Annotated in this window: 14 protein-coding genes; 9 read left to right on the top strand and 5 right to left on the bottom strand. The window is 45.5% G+C overall.

All coding sequences use genetic code 11. The features are described 5' to 3' along the window. Positions 1-14: 14 nt before the first annotated feature. Positions 15-881 carry a response regulator gene (locus H5647_RS06065; RefSeq protein ID WP_052691892.1) on the bottom strand — a complete coding sequence of 289 codons (867 nt, stop codon included), beginning with the start codon at positions 879-881 and terminating at the stop codon, positions 15-17. A 747-nt stretch (positions 882-1,628) separates the two neighbouring features. On the opposite strand from H5647_RS06065, the gene H5647_RS06060 reads away from it, so the two are divergent. Together H5647_RS06060 and H5647_RS06055 are read left to right on the top strand one after the other, a co-directional pair. Further along, complete coding sequence (locus H5647_RS06060) at positions 1,629-2,426, top strand: MHYT domain-containing protein (RefSeq protein WP_082086966.1); 798 nt, start codon at positions 1,629-1,631, stop codon at positions 2,424-2,426. Between the two features lie 134 nt (positions 2,427-2,560). Beyond that, positions 2,561-4,312 carry an enoyl-CoA hydratase-related protein gene (locus H5647_RS06055; RefSeq protein WP_045857120.1) on the top strand — a complete coding sequence of 584 codons (1,752 nt, stop codon included), beginning with the start codon at positions 2,561-2,563 and terminating at the stop codon, positions 4,310-4,312. 257 nt (positions 4,313-4,569) lie between these two features. Here the strand turns inward: H5647_RS06055 and H5647_RS06050 are convergent, their stop codons facing one another. Together H5647_RS06050 and H5647_RS06045 are read right to left on the bottom strand one after the other, a co-directional pair. Next, positions 4,570-5,175, bottom strand: coding sequence for a MarC family protein (locus H5647_RS06050; RefSeq protein ID WP_045857119.1), 606 nt, complete (start codon positions 5,173-5,175; stop codon positions 4,570-4,572). 125 nt (positions 5,176-5,300) lie between these two features. Further along, complete coding sequence (locus H5647_RS06045; protein WP_045857117.1) at positions 5,301-7,130, bottom strand: ABC transporter ATP-binding protein; 1,830 nt, start codon at positions 7,128-7,130, stop codon at positions 5,301-5,303. A gap of 162 nt (positions 7,131-7,292) precedes the next feature. Between H5647_RS06045 and H5647_RS06040 the strand changes: the two genes are divergently transcribed. The 5 genes from H5647_RS06040 to H5647_RS06020 all read left to right on the top strand — a co-directional run bounded on the left by H5647_RS06040 (position 7,293) and on the right by H5647_RS06020 (position 12,821). Next, positions 7,293-7,700, top strand: coding sequence for a secondary thiamine-phosphate synthase enzyme YjbQ (locus tag H5647_RS06040; protein WP_045861127.1), 408 nt, complete (start codon positions 7,293-7,295; stop codon positions 7,698-7,700). Between the two features lie 3 nt (positions 7,701-7,703). Continuing rightward, a complete protein-coding gene (locus tag H5647_RS06035; RefSeq protein WP_045857116.1) occupies positions 7,704-8,453 on the top strand; it encodes a M48 family metallopeptidase in 750 nt (249 codons plus the stop codon). Between the two features lie 135 nt (positions 8,454-8,588). After that, on the top strand, positions 8,589-11,036 hold the full coding sequence (locus tag H5647_RS06030) for a M48 family metalloprotease (protein ID WP_045857114.1): 2,448 nt from the start codon (positions 8,589-8,591) through the stop codon (positions 11,034-11,036). 325 nt (positions 11,037-11,361) lie between these two features. Next, on the top strand, positions 11,362-12,387 hold the full coding sequence (locus H5647_RS06025) for a hypothetical protein (protein WP_045857112.1): 1,026 nt from the start codon (positions 11,362-11,364) through the stop codon (positions 12,385-12,387). 11 nt (positions 12,388-12,398) lie between these two features. Then, a complete protein-coding gene (locus H5647_RS06020; RefSeq protein ID WP_045857110.1) occupies positions 12,399-12,821 on the top strand; it encodes a type 2 periplasmic-binding domain-containing protein in 423 nt (140 codons plus the stop codon). Positions 12,822-12,977: 156 nt separating this feature from the next. Here the strand turns inward: H5647_RS06020 and H5647_RS06015 are convergent, their stop codons facing one another. Beyond that, positions 12,978-13,382, bottom strand: coding sequence for a hypothetical protein (locus H5647_RS06015; protein WP_121495357.1), 405 nt, complete (start codon positions 13,380-13,382; stop codon positions 12,978-12,980). A gap of 166 nt (positions 13,383-13,548) precedes the next feature. Here H5647_RS06015 and H5647_RS06010 point away from each other — a divergent pair, with 166 nt between their 5' ends. Both H5647_RS06010 and H5647_RS06005 read left to right on the top strand, forming a co-directional pair. After that, entirely contained in the window at positions 13,549-15,330 is a 1,782-nt protein-coding gene (locus H5647_RS06010; protein ID WP_045857105.1) for an ABCB family ABC transporter ATP-binding protein/permease, read from the top strand. 57 nt (positions 15,331-15,387) lie between these two features. Continuing rightward, entirely contained in the window at positions 15,388-15,918 is a 531-nt protein-coding gene (locus H5647_RS06005; RefSeq protein ID WP_045857104.1) for a SixA phosphatase family protein, read from the top strand. A gap of 307 nt (positions 15,919-16,225) precedes the next feature. Here the strand turns inward: H5647_RS06005 and H5647_RS06000 are convergent, their stop codons facing one another. Beyond that, positions 16,226-16,501: a hypothetical protein gene (locus H5647_RS06000; protein WP_045857102.1), complete on the bottom strand. Its 276-nt coding sequence runs from the start codon at positions 16,499-16,501 to the stop codon at positions 16,226-16,228.

Raw genomic sequence — 16,501 nt, 5'->3', positions numbered from 1 at the left:
ACTCCATCGTTAGGTTAGCTAACATATTTGTTATAGACGCTTTCAAACTCATTGTGATTAATGGGTTTTACGAGGTAGGCATCACACCCTGCAAGTGCGCCCTTTATCTTATCGAAAGAGGAAGAGCGGCTTGTCAGCATTATGACGGGGGTATTTTTATTCAACGCGTTACGTTTTATTTTTTTACATGCGCTATAGCCATCAATACCCGGCATAACGACATCTAAAAAAATTACATCGTATTTTCGTTCTTGCAAAACCTCTAACGCTTCTTCAGCGCTCGCGGCCACATCTAAATCGCGATTTAACATCGAAAACTCTATTTCCATCTGCCTGCGCACAGCCATGCTATCGTCAACAACAAGTGCTCGGCTTCCAAGGCCACGACTCTCGCTACTGCTTTCACATGAGGATTTAAGAATTTTAATACCCGATATAGTGCCGTCCTCTATTTCTGACGATTCACTACCAATTTCAAACTCGGGAAAATAATGCAATTCCCTTATTGTGTATTGATCGAGCATTTTTATAAACTTACTGGGGTTTACAGGCGAAGTAAGTTGATAACGGCCGAGAGAGACATTGCCGGCCCTAGCCAAATAGATAAATGGCACCGACAAGGATTCGTGTGTGTAGTTCTTCTTGAACTGATGCCACGCATTAATCACATTTGGATTGGGTGAGCATATCAACACAAAATCAATATCACTCGGCAGTTTTGCCGGAGAGATAGGTAAAGAGACGGGCACATAACTGCGCGTTCTATAGTTAGTGACCGTAAAAATTCGGCCAACAATTTCTAACTCTGCTTTGGACGCACCCACCACAGCAACTTTAAAGCGCCGCAATGTTCGCGTATTTTTCTTTTCTGCTAATTGCATGGAACAACCTGTCGCCAGTTACTTCTAACCTGAAACGGCTACCTCTCGTCTCGGCAATACCGCCGAACTGTCACAGCCATGTGCGCTGTAAATGCTACAACTGCAATTCAAATAACTACGCCTATCGCGCAATACAACTATTCCAATTCCATACATTCACGTTTTAGCTTCGAACACACTCTTCACTCTAACAAACACGTTTTAAAGCCTGTTTTGAATATTACCCAATGATTCCCTATCGAATGTAACGTTCTCTGCACTACGCAATGTAAAGATTAGCGTTAAGGCCACATAACACCAAACTTAGTAACAAATTAAATAATTATAAAATAATGGTTTTTTCACCTAATTATAAATAACACTAATGAGTGAGTCGCTTTGGGGTCAATGTCTCACAAGCATTTACGACAATACGTACATCGGCGTCGCCTTTGTCCATAAATTTAGTTTTGTTTTGTGATTTTTATCCGTTATTTATAACAAAATATTAATAGCGCAGCGGGATCAACTTATACGTTTTGATATAAAGCTATTTTTCTTATTCGTCTGATTCGACATTTTTTAAGGTTGGCTGTCGCCATAATCATTAATACCTATGTATTAGTTTTTTATCGTCTATTGTAATTTTTGTCGGCCAAAAAAGGAGACCGGCAGGTAATCGAGGCAGGCAATCTGTAGCCCGCGATTTTTATCTCTATTTACAGATCATGCGTCGGTTTTTGTATTTGTGTATTTGAGGTTTTTATTATGGATACTCCAATGATTGTTGAGTCGTCGCATAACGTTATTCTTGTCGCGCTTTCTTTTCTTGTGGCAGTTTTTGGTTCTTTTACATCATTGCAATTAATGCGTGGCATACGCACCGATGACGGAAAATCAAAAATAGGTTGGATTCTAGGTGCCGCGTGCGCACTCGGTGGCGGCGCCATTTGGACAATGCACTTTATTGGCATGATCGCATACGAATCATCCATGGAAGTAGGCTACGACCCGTTATTAACCTTTGCATCTTTAGCGATTGCCATTGCCGTTGTAGCCGCTGGAATTTTTATGCTCAGTAAAAACCCCAAATCAATACCTATATTGTTAATAGCCGGTGTTATCACAGGGCTTGGTGTTGCCTCTATGCACTATGCCGGTATGGAAGCCATGATTATGGCGGCGGATATGTCCTACGACACCACGCTATTTTCGCTTTCTATTGTGATAGCCGTGGTGGCCGCAACAGCCGCGTTATGGCTGGCCTTTAACCTGGAAGGTGGCTGGCAAATGTTTGGGGCTTCAATCCTAATGGGCGTAGCGGTATGCGGCATGCATTACACGGGTATGGCGTCTATGACCATGACAATGAACCACGAAGTGATTGCCATTGAGTCGTCCATTGAGCCGCTCACTCTCGGTCTATTTATATTTTGCTTCAGCATGATGCTCTTGGTGCTTTCTCTCATTGTAACGTTAAGCCAATTACAAAAGCGCATGTATGAGGAACTTGAAGATGACGACGATGATGAGCGAATAGACACGATAAAGCCACAGACGGCCTAGTGTCGATCTAACCGGGAGTGCATTTGCACTCCCTTTTTTTTGCAGAGAATTCAGGATGTAAAGAGGTGAAACAAAAAGGGACAAACCTCAAGGGGGCTCTGCTGCCATAACCTACGAACAAAAGGAATAGTAAAATGCGAATTTTAATTTTGGCCAGTGCATTTAGCGGCTTGTGTCAACGTGTTCAACGCGAGCTGCTAGGCGATGGCCACAAGGTCGAGGAACATTACGACTTAGAGCCCGCGTTGCTACGCACTCAATTGAAGGCCTTTAAGCCCGATGTGATTGTCTGCCCCTTTCTCACGCAACGCATTCCAGAGGACGTATGGCAGCAATATTTATGTCTCGTGGTTCACCCCGGTATAGAGGGTGATAGGGGGCCGTCATCACTTGACTGGGCTATTACCGAAAACACGTCTGAATGGGGCGTAACACTTTTGCAAGCCGAAGCCGAAATGGATATGGGCGCAATATGGGGGACGCAAAATTTTCCGCTACGTAGCGACGCTAAAACCAGTATCTATAAACGTGAGGTAAGCAGTACCGCAATACGGCTTATAAAAAATGCGCTTAATAACATCAGCGACCCGCATTTTACTCCTCGTTCACTCAATTACGACAACCCTACCGTTGTTGGTTCTTTACGTCCGTTCATGCGCCAACCCAATCGCGAAATTAATTGGCAGACGGAATCTACCGCAAGCATTGTGCAAAAGATTCACGCAGCAGATACCAACCCCGGTATTCTCGATACTATTGACGGCCACGAAATCTATTTATTTGGTGCCAGCCCCGAGCATCAACTCACCGGAAAACCAGGTGAAATTCTCGCCATTGCAAATGGCGCCTGCTGTCGCGCCACCCTTGATGGCGCAGTATGGATTCGGCAATTAAAGTGCTGCGACCATAACCAGCTACCGGCCATTAAACTGCCCGCAAGTTGTGTACTAGACAAAATATTGTCATCGGAAAAAAAACATGCCCTCGCATCGGCCCATACATTTGAACACACCAGCGACATTAGAATTGAATATGAAGGTGATGTTGCCCGTATCTATTTTGACTTTTACAACGGCGCGGCGAGCACGCAGCAATGCCTCGATCTGAAAAATCGTTTAGTGTCTCTAAAGAACAGCGATATCAAATGTATTGTATTTATGGGAGGAAACGATTTTTGGAGCAACGGCATTCATTTAAATTGTATTGAAGCGAGCGAAAACACCGCACTTGAATCTTGGCAAAACATTAATGCCATTGACGACATTGTTAAGGAAATAATCGATTGCCCTAACCAACTGACAGTTGCCGCACTGCGCAATAATGCCGGTGCTGGCGGCGCCATTATGGCCTTAGCGTGCGATCAAGTTTTTATTCGCGAAGGTGTTGTATTGAACCCTCATTATCAAACCATGGGGTTATACGGGTCAGAATATTGGACCTATTTGTTACCCAAACGTGCCGGCCATACCGAAGCTCAAAAAATTATTCGCGAATGCAAACCAATGCTTGCACGTGAAGCCCTGCATAAGGGTTTAGCCGACGAGATGTTTGTCGAAGACTGGGATGCTTATCATTCGGTATTACAACTACGATGTAACGATATTATCCAAAAAATAGAATGGGAAACGTTTGCTAACGAGAAGGCTGCGCGGCGAGCGCACGATGAAGCGAAAAAGCCTCTTACGGAATATCGACACGAAGAATTAATTGAGATGAAACGCGTTTTCGATAACCCACGTAGCGATTACCACATGAAGCGTCATAATTTTGTTTACAAAATTAAAACACCAAGGCAAGAGGCACCACAAAACCGATCTTTGGCTTCCGCTGCATGGGAAGTGATAAGTGGCCGCCTAGGCAACGCAAAGGTACAGGTGAGCGATTAATTAATAGCTCACGTATTGATTGTATTTCTATGGCATAACAATAACCGAGTGCTATTTACACCGCACTCGGTTATCCATCTATAGGGGCTAGACAATACTATGGCGATAGACTTTATAAGAAAAACAGACACCATTACGACCTCGCTACTCCACAACAAGAAAACCACTATAGTCACTAAAAACTAATCGTGACGCCAACAAAAACTGGAATTAACTCAAAACACGATTTTGTATGAATGAGCATTCAAAATGCTACATCAACTAGGCCATAACATCCCAACACCCTTGGCTATCATTTCAATGGCGAACGTACCCGTAAACAACGCCACAACCCTACCCATAACTTCAACATAACGATTCAATAAACGTTCATTTCTTTTTTTGAGCGGATCATGTATTAGCTTAAAGACAATTATTGATACTAGAGAAAAGGATATTGCAGCAATAATTGCAGCAGCAGCACTCGCCGCAGGCAATTGTGACCCGATAAGTACGCTTGCGCTTATTGTTCCCGGAGCGATCATAAACGGCATAGCTATAGAACCCGCGATGTGTTCTGGATCACCACGCGTTTCTATTAGAACAACCTTGCCCGAGAAAATTGATTGGACACCAATCCATAGAAAAATTATTCCGCCAAATATTAGGAACGCACCAAAACGCACATTAAAAACTTCTTCGAAAATACTTTCTCCGGCGAGTGCAAAAATAACAAATACAATTGCACTTATAATATGCGCTCGCATCATTACCTTCGAAAAGTCTTTAAGCGAGAGATCCCGAATTAAACTTATAAGGTATATACTAATCAAAAAAGGGTTTAGCAAAACGAAAAGTATTGAAGACGCTTTTAATAATTCCATTGTTTATCTCGAGTGTACGATTGATAGCATTTCAATCACATTACATCACAACATTAAACCGCATACCAATAAGCCAACACCTTTTGTTCTGTGGCCTATATAGGCCACAGATATTAGAAGCGAAATTAAATATCCCCTAAGAAACCGCCCGACTGTCGTGCCCATAGCTGGGCATACAAGCCTTCTTTTGCTAATAGCTCTTGATGGCTGCCCTGTTCGACAATACGGCCTTCATCCAATACCACTAATCGGTCGAGCGCGGCTATAGTGGAAAGCCTGTGGGCAATCGCTATTACCGTTTTGTCTTCCATTAAACGGTATAAATTATCTTGTATGGCGGCTTCTACATCGGAATCCAGCGCCGAGGTCGCTTCATCCAATAGTAATATGGGTGCGTTTTTAAGCAATACTCGCGCAATAGCAATACGTTGTCTTTGCCCACCGGATAACTTTACCCCACGCTCGCCAACATGGGCATCGTAACCAGTGCGACCACTTGGATCATTTAACTCTGCAATAAATTCTTCTGCTTTGGCTTGCTTCGCCGCATCAATCATTTCAGCATCAGTCGCGCTAGGCTTTCCATACACCAAATTTTCGCGAACGGACCGATGAAGTAAGGAGGTGTCTTGGGTTACCACACCAATTTTCTCTCGCAGAGATTCCTGTTTTACGTCGCACACCGGTTGCCCATCTATGGAAATACACCCTTTTTCGGTATCAAAAAAACGCAGCAGTAAATGAATGAGTGTAGATTTGCCAGCGCCAGATCGCCCGACTAGGCCGATTTTTTCACCCGGTTTTATCGACAGCGATAATTCTTCGATTATGCCGTGGCCCTTGCCATAGTGAAACGATACCTTGGAAAACTCGATTGCTCCCTGCGTTACCTGCAGCGGTTGAGCGGTAGGAATGTCTTGCACTTCTTTTGGCTGTGCAACGGTATTCATGCCATCGCGCGCAGTACCAATATTTTCGAAAAGACCATAAATTTCCCACATAATCCACTGCGACATACCGTGCATGCGTAACACTAACGCTATCGCGGCAGCTATAGCGCCGGCACTTAGCTGGCCCTGTGTCCACAGCCATACCGATAAGCCAACAACCGAAAAAATGGCCACAACATTCAGTGCCCACAACGACAAGCTAAGAGACGTTGCCAATCGCATTTGAGGGTATACAGACACTAGAAATTTTCCCATACTATCGCGCGCGTAATCGGCCTCGCGCTGTGAATGAGAAAATAGTTTTACGGTAGAAATATTGGTGTAGGTATCGACAATGCGGCCTGTCATTTCTGAACGCGCATTGGCTTGAACGGACGATATTTTTTCCAACCGGGGCAAGTAGTACCGCATGATAGCGATGTACAAGCCTAGCCAGCACACAAAGGGAATGGCTAAGCGTACGTCCAGCGCAGCCACCAATACAATAACACTGCTGAAGTACACCGCCACATACACCACAACGTCCAGCAATTTCATAACCGTTTCACGCACGGCTAAGGCGGTTTGCATAACTTTAGTGGCCACGCGGCCGGCAAATTCATTTTGATAAAACGCGTAGCTTTGGCCGAGCAAATATCGGTGTGCTAACCATCGAATGGTCATGGGATAGTTTCCCAAAAGCGTTTGATGCATCACCATTGAATGAATAAAGACGGTGACGGGCAAGATTATCAGTAGCACGAAGCCCATCCACAACATTCGTCGGCCTTCTTCTTGGAACAAAGATTCTGGTGTGTACACCGACAGCCAATCAACAATTTCGGCCATAAACCCCACCAATATGACTTCTAGAATGGCCGTAAAGGCGGCGCTCAACGCCAAGATAATGAGATAACGTTCGCAACCACGCGTGTAATGCAATAAAAAGGCGCCCAGCCGATTAGGCGGTTGCCGAGGTTCGTTCATTGGGAAGGGTTTAATTAATTTTTCAAAAAATGCGTACATTTATGTCTCTTTTATCTCGTTAACGGCATAACAGGGCACGGAGAAATCACGGACTTCGGGCCCTCCCTGTAAAGGGCCGAGGGGTTCATCAATCTTGTGCCATTGAGCACTTTGATATTGATATACTACCCGCTTCGATTTCAAGACCACGTTACAACGCTTATGATTGCCACTCTTACTCTGTCTATTCCCGGCCAAGGGCTCCATAGTATTACGCCGAAGGTACAGGCACTGGTTGCAAAGGCCAATGCTACTGAGGGTTTATGTACCCTCTTTGTACAACACACGTCTGCTAGCTTGCTTATCCAGGAAAATTACGATCCCTCTGCTCAACACGATTTAGAGCAATGGCTGAACCGTTTGGTGCCCGAACGTGATCCTCTGTATACCCATACCCTAGAAGGTGACGATGATATGCCCGCCCATATTAAGGCCGCCCTAACGGCGACCAGCCTTTCCATCCCCATTGATGATGGCCGAATTGCATTAGGCACATGGCAAGGCATCTACTTATGGGAACACCGTCGTATGGCCTGCACTCGTAATGTCATTGTGCATATTGGTCACTAGCTAATGCCTATCTTTCGCCGCCGTCGCGCTGTACAAGTACGCCCTCAAAGTAAAAGCCAAATAACCGTTGCGGGGCTTTCTATCGAGGTTACCCGCAAGCGCATGAAATACCTACGGCTTAAGGTTAGCCCGCCCAACGGTGACGTTACGCTTTCGGCACCACATACGGCTACGAATAAAGAAATTGAAGCCATGATTCGTGCACGCCTCGACTGGGTTATCGAGCAGCAGCAGGATATCCGCTCGCAACCGCAGACGCCAGCACCAGAATTTTTGCACGGCGATTCCCAAAGGGTGTGGGGCGCCCTAAAAACAATAACCATCACACGAGGATTTAATCACAATAAGGTGAGCCTTCAAGACGATCAACTTCAGATTATTTGCCCCGCTCAAACCACAACGCAGGAGCGCAGCCAACTGATCGACCAGTTTTACCGCCTTGAGCTTAATCGCGCATTGCCAGCCCTTATCGAAAAATGGCAACGCATTGTGGGCCGAGAAGCCAGTTTTTGGGGGATAAAAAAAATGAAAACTCGCTGGGGAAGCTGCAATACTCAAAGAGCACGCATCTGGTTAAATTTAGAATTGGCTAAATACCCCGCCCAGTGCCTTGAATATGTCATTGTTCACGAGCTTGTACATTTATATGAAGCCAATCATAGCCCGCGCTTCTATCGGCTACTCGATACCTTTATGCCCGGCTGGCAACGATGGAGCGCCACTCTCGACGGTCAACACCACGAAGAACGCTAACGTCGCTTTGATCACGTGAACTGGCGCACTATACGTCATGGCAATCTGTGATCAGTCGCCGCTCAGCCCTGTACCGATCATGCTATAAATGATGGCTGTTTTCTTCATCACCGTTAAACCCGTCGGTAACCGTTTATGTCGCTCCACTCTTCCGTCAGCAGCACCGCACCTAGCGTTCGTTTTAACGTGCTGCTTACCGGCGAAATTCTCGACGGTTTTGACACCGCCGAGGTTCAAACATGGCTGGCCCAAACGCTCAAGATATCCTCCAGCCAAGCCGCCTCATTACTTTCAGGCACCAGTAAATGCATTAAAAAAAATCTATCAAAAGCACAGGCGGCTCACTATCTCAATACATTCGAAACCCACGGGGTCGACGTACGACTTCAAACCCTGCAGCCAACCAATGACAGCCCGCCTGAGCCTGCGCAACAAAATGAAACCCTGAATACGGCGCACACACAGGTTATGCGCACCTCTTTTTTTAAGGGTTCACCCCAATCAGCGCCCTCGGCCATTAAGCGTCAATTCAGCGCCTTTGCCACACTCACCGCGCTTGCGCTTGCGCTCTTCATTTACGGTGTCGTTTGCGTGGGTCTCGCGCTCATTGGGATAAACTTGCTCATCGAAGGCGTTATCTCTACCCTGGAAACACAAAAGTTCAATACGCTGATACTCTTTTTCATGCTGGCGCTAGTAACAATGGCGCTGTTGTTATTGATGTTACGGGCACTTATCTATCGGCCTTTACCTCAACCTCAACGGCTCTGCGTCAATACCGCAGAACAAGTAAAGCTTGCACAGTTCGTTAAGGAAATTTATCAGTTAGTTGGGTCGCCAACGCCACAGCAACTGTTCCTTAGCCTTGATAGTGTGCACTGCCATGCCGAATACCGTTTTAAATTTTCTACGCCGTTAACCGGCGATCGCGCGCTCATTATTGGTCTACCCCTACTTCTCACACTCAATACTCGTCAACTAGCGGCAGTTATTGCCCATGAAGCGGCTCGGTTAAAACACCCGTTTGGTGCCCTGATAGAAACAGTGTCTGAGCAACTCAACCATCAATTTAGTCATGCCGCCGATAACACCGACGGATGGGCAATAACCGCCGACCGGCTCGCCGCGAATGCACAGGGAAGGTTGCCAAAACTCCGATACAGATTTTACCAGCGTGCGCTGGGTCTCAGCGCTTTTCTGCTACGGCCTTTTGCACAATGGCTAAACGCCAGCAGTCGGTTTACCGGAAAAGCACAAGTCCTTAACGCTGATCACTATGCGGTTGGTCTTACAGGTACGCGCACTTTCGTCTCGCTTTTTACGCAAAGCCATATTGCCAATTATGCACTGCAGCTTGCTTCAGAAAAGCTTTTCGCCCAAATTGGCGAACGCCAGCTCACAGACAACTTCCCCGCGTTGGTACGGCATTTTGTAAACACCCTAAATCCCAAAACATTAAAAACACTCGCCGATGAAGTTAACCGCGGCGAGACCCGTCGCCATGCCGACTTCCCCAGTGACCGAGAGCGCATTATTCACGCAGAAGATTTGGATATTATTGGCATTGATGCACAGGAACTACCGGCGACCGATCTACTTGAAAAGGCCAATGCGGTCTACCGCGAATTAACCGTTCTTTTCTACCAAAATCAGGCCGTTGTGTTTACGCTTTCAGAGTTAGTGGATGTTACACAGCTCACTAGCCTTGCCCAAAAAGACCAATTACGAGACCAATTGAGCGCTCATTACTTCAACCAATGGTTTCAACCAGATGTTTTCTGGCAAATTCCCTCTCCCCAGCAAGTAAAATCACTAAGTCGTGCGCAACGAATCACCTTACTCAATGAGCATATTGTCCGTATCCGTCACGCTACACCCGACTTCCTGCACCTGTACGATCTTGCGCCACGCACTGAAGCCGAATTGACGCCATTGGCAGCGGCCAACGAAGTTCGCAAAGCAGGCTATAGTTTTACCGCCGAAGAATTTCTATTGTCTGGACAGCAATTTGATTTTTTTTCGCAGCACTATGACAAGTCCAAACGCGACTATCATGCCCTTCTCACAAGACAAGGAAAACTCAACGAATTAATGGGCACACGTTTATTTTTAGGTATTGCGCTTCACCCAGAGGCGGAAAAACGTCAAACAGGCATTAATTTACTGCAAATTTTGGCAGGGCTTTTTATTCAAAACAACACATTACAAACATTAAAAATACGCGTGGGCTATCTACCTATTTTGGCCGTTAGAGCAACAGAGAAAAATGAGATAGAACTGCAAAAGCGAATACAACGCATTACCCGAGACATACATGAGTACGGCCAGGTTACGCTAAAATTTTTAGAAAAATACCGCTGTAACTTTCACAAAGACTTCGCGACCATAGCCCAATATGTAGCGGCCCATATCACCACAGATATCAGCACAGAACGCCCTCAACCCTCTGAATCTATTGATTATTACGGTCAACTGTTACACGGTCTATGCGAGGCAAACAGAATGATAAACAGTCAGCTTGCACTACTCGCACGAGACTCAGAGCAGGCCAATAAAGTCTCGCCCGTTCGCATTACCGTTTAACCTTTAAACGCTACTTTAACGTCACTTGTCATTCGTACTCTAAAAACGCTTCCTCTCCGTCAATATTATGACGCGTATATTTTCGACATAAAAACACTTTTATTTTAAAACCATTCGTCATCATCACGCCTTTGAAAAGTTTATTTTTAAATCTATTTAATTTCTTCACATATAAATTTAATTAACGCAATCAAAAAAAAAGCTTACGAATAATTGATTTATCTGTGACTTGTCTATACTCAACGTGACAAACAATAAACCCTGTCTAAAAGATCAACTCCCACGCGATACCGATCTATTTATAACGTCTTTTAGGAGATAGTAGATGAAAGTAAATAAGCTAGCTTTTCTGTTAATGCCGGCGCTCACGTTTAGCAGTTTAAACACTCATGCAGGTGATATTCGATGGAACGGATTCATGTCCATCGTCGCCGGCACAACGTTAGATGACGACACCACTTATTTGGTCGATCCAAACACCGGGGGTACCTACGACGATACATTACAGTTTGCACCGGAATCTGTCGTCGGGTTACAAGCCAGCACACAGGTCAACGAAAAGCTCACCGCGACCGTTCAAATTGTTGCTAAAGGCGGCAACGATTACAGTGCAGACGTAGAGTGGGCCTTCTTTAATTACAGTGTAACGCCCGACTTATCGGTAGGCGCCGGTCGCTTTAGGCTGCCCTTTTTCTATTATTCAGATTTCCTGGATGTGGGCTATGCCTACCACTGGGTACGACCACCTGTAGATGTTTACAACCTCGATATCACCATCGTCGATGGCGTCAACTCTCGCTACAGTCGCGTGCTATCCTCGGGGCTGGGTGATTTCGAAATCGATATTCATGGCTGGTACGGTTCGCGTGACCTACCCTCCGGTGACGACACCATCGCAGTACGCAAGAACTTGGGGCTGTCAGCCGTCGTTGGCTGGGAGTGGGTAAAACTACGTAGGCTTTATCATTCTACAGAAGTAGAGTTTAGTGAAGATTTTCCACCATTCGCTCTAAAATACCACTCGACCGCGATATTAATTGATTACAACAACTTCTTCTTGCACTCCGAACTCACAGAGCTAGTGCCAGAGGGCGGCGATTCGACTACATCATGGTATTCCTCCGGTGGTTATGTGATTGGCGATTTCACACCTCACTACACTATTAGTAACAATGACGTACCTCCGGGCTTTGGCCCAGCAACTGTCACTGATAGCTCTACCCTCGGCGTGGCGTGGGATTTCAGCCCTTCAGCCAAGTTAAAAGTGGAATATGTAGATCGAACTGTTGACTCTGGTGGCATCGAATCAGAAGTGTCTCTTGTTGCCGTCGCCGTTGATTTTGTATTTTAGGAGAGCTATTCATGAAACTACGTATATCTACTCTGACACTATTATTGTGTAGCGCTCTATTCACTCAAGCCGCTAATGCAGAAATTGCTGTCATTACACATCCATCCAACGCCAGCGCAATGGATGGAGGCGCTATCTCACTCATCTTTTTGGGTAAGAAAAAATCATTTCCTGATGGTTCTCAAGCAGTGCCTGTTAGTCAAACGGAAGATGCAGCGCCAACCGCTGAGTTTAATGACAAAATTCTAAAGAAGTCGTCTAGCCAGCTAAAAGCCTATTGGTCTAAGCTGGTATTTACCGGCAAGGGCACCCCCCCAAGAAGTGTCGATAATGACGCCGCAGTAGTGTCGCTGGTGTCGTCAAACCCGAATATTATTGGGTATGTTGATGCCTCCGCCGTAAACGATTCCGTTAAGGTTGTGGCAACCTTTTAGTTTACGTTGACCTTTCAAACAAAACGGGAAGCTTATGCTTCCCGTTTTTTATGTGGCCACGGTAAACGTTGAGTGTTTGATGCTTAATCAACTAAGAGGAACGACGCGCGAATAGCCAAATAGGGCCGATTGACAAGAAAAGGGTAGTGTCGTCTATTAACATATTTTTTTTCGGAAATAATCTCGGTAAGCCGTATTCCACTTTACCGCTTCCTCCACCCCAGTGAAAATATCCACCTCCCAGCTTAGGTCGTCGGCTAAAAACTTATACCACGCAACCAAGGCATTACCAGCCGGATCGGGATTAACCAAGGAGCCCATCTTGGCTCGGGGGCATATTGTGCTAATCGGTCTCAAACATGCCACTAAGGCCTTAATCTCTTCGGGTGAGACATGAACCTTCTTCACATCTGACCAATCCGATAGAATATAACGTACGCGGTCAAAACGTTCGTCGCCACTAGTGTGCAACGCGCTATCGATAAGCTCTGGCCCCGTTACAATATCCGTGTAACGAGTGAGCAGTAATTCATCATCATTTAGCCAGTAATCTTTTATCACCTGAACCCGTATACTCTATTGCGGACGAGCATAAACGCTCGCCTAACATTTCTTAATATTGGTTAGACCGCTCCACTTTAAAATCTAGCTTGAGATTCGTACGATTCAAGGTGGTTCTTACACTATAGCGGTAATAGACCAGCTCAATTCATTCCCAAGGATATTTATGCGCGGGCAAAAAACCGATGTCGCGTTTTCTGATGTAAATTGGAAAGCATTAAAATCTCTTATTCCCTATTTATTGGAATACCGAGGCCGCCTCTTTCTCGCTATTCTCTGTCTTATTGGCGCAAAAATGGCTTCGGTAGGCTTGCCGTTTGTACTCAAACACATTGTCGACCACCTCGATCTCACGACCGCCGCCGCACAACTAACCAGCATCCCCCTCGCGCTATTAATTGCCTACGGCTTCGTTCGCTTCGCTAATGTGTTATTGGGTGAACTGCGTGACACGCTCTTTGGTCGTATTACAGAGCGCGCAATGCGTCGTGTCGGCCTACGTGTTTTTCGGCACCTACACGCACTTGATTTAGATTTTCATTTAAATCGCCGCACTGGAGGCCTGTCTAGAGATGTAGAAAGAGGCGTCAATGGCATTAGCTTTTTAATGCGGTTTATGGTGTTTAATATAGTGCCTACCCTATTGGAAATATTACTCGTCGCCCTCTTGCTGCTGGTTAATTATCACGCCGGTTATGCCGTTATCGTACTAACCGCGGTAATAGCCTATGTAGGCTGGTCGGTATTTGCTACCGAATGGCGTACGCGTTTTATTCGTATGGCGAATACCGCCGAGTCTGAATCCAGCACCCGTGCTGTCGACAGTTTAATCAATTACGAGACCGTCAAATATTTCACAAACGAGGACTATGAGGCACAACGCTATGACCATGATTTAGCACAATGGGAACAGGCTAAGCGGAAAAATCGCTTAACGCTATTTGCCCTGAACGGAGGCCAGTCTTTTATTATTGCCGCCTCCATGAGTGCTGCTATGATTCTCGCCGCCTGGGACGTAGCCCACCAAAAAATGACCCTTGGCGACTTCGTTTTGATCAATGCCTTCATGATGCAAATTTTCATGCCGCTGAACCTGCTCGGGTTTGTTTACCGAGAAATGAAAGGTTCCATGGCCAATATTGAAAAAATGTTCAATCTACTCGCGCAAACGCCTGCCATTGTTGATGAACCCGACGCACCCGACTTAGTAGTTACCCACGCAGAGATTGAATTTAAGAACGTAAGTTTTCACTATCAGAAAGAACGCCCCATACTCAAAAACATCAGTTTTAAAGTGGGTGCCCATCAAAAAGTTGCCGTTGTGGGTAGCAGTGGTGCTGGCAAGTCCACGCTATTGAAATTACTGTTTCGTTTCTACGAGCCTTGCGAAGGCGAGATTATTGTCGACGGCCAAAATATTCGTCATATCAATCAACATTCTTTACGACGAAATATTGGCGTGGTGCCACAAGATACCGTACTTTTTAATTCTAGTATTCTCGAAAATATTCGATATGGCGATATCACCGCGACAGACGAACAGGTATTAGACGCTATTCGCCTCGCGCATCTTGATGAGTTTGTTGCCACTTTACCAGAAGGCGTCAACACTCAAGTCGGTGAGCGCGGGCTAAAACTTTCCGGTGGCGAAAAACAACGTGTGGCCATTGCGAGAACGATTCTTAAGCGTCCTGCAATATTAGTGTTTGATGAAGCGACATCGTCATTAGACAGTAAATCTGAAAAAAGTATTTTGCACGCGCTAGAGGAAATTGCACAAGAACAAACGAGCCTAGCCATCGCGCATCGGCTATCAACCATTGTCAATGCAGACACGATTCTCGTGCTTGACGCCGGCATCATCATTGAATACGGAAACCACGCACAATTATTGAAACAAAAAGGCAAATACGCGCAACTTTGGGAATTGCAGCAGCAAACCGAATAGACAAGCCTAAGCGTCAATTGCTAGGCTTAATAAACACATCGCACGGAAGCTGCATTGATGCACAAAACAAAAACACTTTATTTAGTGCGCCATGCAAAATCGTCATGGAGCGACACTGAACTAAGTGATTTACAACGCCCTCTCAATAAGCGTGGTAATCGCGATGCGCCAGATATGGCGCGTCGTTTAGCAAATCACGTACAACAAACCGACGATCAGTTCCCCTCTCCCGACCTCATTCTTTGCAGCCCAAGTATTCGAACACACACAACCGCGTGTATATTCGGACGCGAACTTCATCTAACGGCCTCCAGTATCCAAATAGACAACCGTTTATACGGCAGAGGTATTCCCCCCATACTCGCGCTACTTCGCGCACAAAAAGACGACTGTAGCGCACTCATGTTAGTGGGGCACAACCCAGAGCTCACCCAACTACACAATCAACTTAACGGGATGCAAGTAGACAATATGCCTACCTGTGCAATCGCCACATTACATTTTCAACTAGAGCGCTGGCAACATTTAACGCTAGGTACTGGGAGCCTCGTCGATTTTGACTTTCCTAAAAAAATAGTGGCCATTTAGAACCTTTTTAATCTCTCTACGAAAAAATTCTAAAGAGGTTTACGACACTCAAAGAAACACGTCTGAATTACCGCCATAATTATATCTATCATTGGTATTGGTATTGGTATTGGTATTGGTATTTACAACGGTTTTTACTTTTTTACGAAGCTGTTCCTCCAGGTTAGGTGACGACACGTTTTATCTATTTATTCATAGCGTTTTAAAGAGAATAAAAGAGCAATTGGCTTAAATAATGGAAGGCATGAGGAAACTGGATTAGCCCATAAAAGCAGGTAGCTAATAGGGTTCTTCACCCGTCTAACTTTTACACGCCATATTCAAACCAACGATACGAAAAAGCGACCGACAAAATAGCCGCCGCGATACTGGAAGGGTACACTTTGGCAGATAGCAATGTGCCATTCTTGCGCTGTATAGACGCATAAATAAGAAAGCACCCTACGGCTAACTGTAGAACGCAAACAGACACTAAACCCGCAACCTGAAACACGCGAAAACCACCTTGCGCAACGTTCACCACGCCAACAACAATAGCACTGAGAATAAACAGATAACCCAAAAACACTGTAATAGTCGTCAT

The organism is Teredinibacter purpureus, from assembly GCF_014217335.1.
GTDB classification, from domain to species: domain Bacteria; phylum Pseudomonadota; class Gammaproteobacteria; order Pseudomonadales; family Cellvibrionaceae; genus Teredinibacter; species Teredinibacter purpureus.
The sequence above is the reverse complement of the archived record's forward strand: the minus strand, read 5'-3'. Positions and strand labels throughout refer to the sequence as shown.

What these genes read in the sequence shown, in the direction of transcription:
- H5647_RS06065 (WP_052691892.1), bottom strand. Translation starts at nt 881, where the DNA reads ATGCAATTAGCAGAAAAGAAAAATACGCGAACATTGCGGCGCTTTAAA.
- H5647_RS06060 (WP_082086966.1), top strand. Translation starts at nt 1,629, where the DNA reads ATGGATACTCCAATGATTGTTGAGTCGTCGCATAACGTTATTCTTGTC.
- H5647_RS06055 (WP_045857120.1), top strand. Translation starts at nt 2,561, where the DNA reads ATGCGAATTTTAATTTTGGCCAGTGCATTTAGCGGCTTGTGTCAACGT.
- H5647_RS06050 (WP_045857119.1), bottom strand. Translation starts at nt 5,175, where the DNA reads ATGGAATTATTAAAAGCGTCTTCAATACTTTTCGTTTTGCTAAACCCT.
- H5647_RS06045 (WP_045857117.1), bottom strand. Translation starts at nt 7,130, where the DNA reads ATGTACGCATTTTTTGAAAAATTAATTAAACCCTTCCCAATGAACGAA.
- H5647_RS06040 (WP_045861127.1), top strand. Translation starts at nt 7,293, where the DNA reads ATGATTGCCACTCTTACTCTGTCTATTCCCGGCCAAGGGCTCCATAGT.
- H5647_RS06035 (WP_045857116.1), top strand. Translation starts at nt 7,704, where the DNA reads ATGCCTATCTTTCGCCGCCGTCGCGCTGTACAAGTACGCCCTCAAAGT.
- H5647_RS06030 (WP_045857114.1), top strand. Translation starts at nt 8,589, where the DNA reads ATGTCGCTCCACTCTTCCGTCAGCAGCACCGCACCTAGCGTTCGTTTT.
- H5647_RS06025 (WP_045857112.1), top strand. Translation starts at nt 11,362, where the DNA reads ATGAAAGTAAATAAGCTAGCTTTTCTGTTAATGCCGGCGCTCACGTTT.
- H5647_RS06020 (WP_045857110.1), top strand. Translation starts at nt 12,399, where the DNA reads ATGAAACTACGTATATCTACTCTGACACTATTATTGTGTAGCGCTCTA.
- H5647_RS06010 (WP_045857105.1), top strand. Translation starts at nt 13,549, where the DNA reads ATGCGCGGGCAAAAAACCGATGTCGCGTTTTCTGATGTAAATTGGAAA.
- H5647_RS06005 (WP_045857104.1), top strand. Translation starts at nt 15,388, where the DNA reads ATGCACAAAACAAAAACACTTTATTTAGTGCGCCATGCAAAATCGTCA.
- H5647_RS06000 (WP_045857102.1), bottom strand. Translation starts at nt 16,501, where the DNA reads ATGACGACTATTACAGTGTTTTTGGGTTATCTGTTTATTCTCAGTGCT.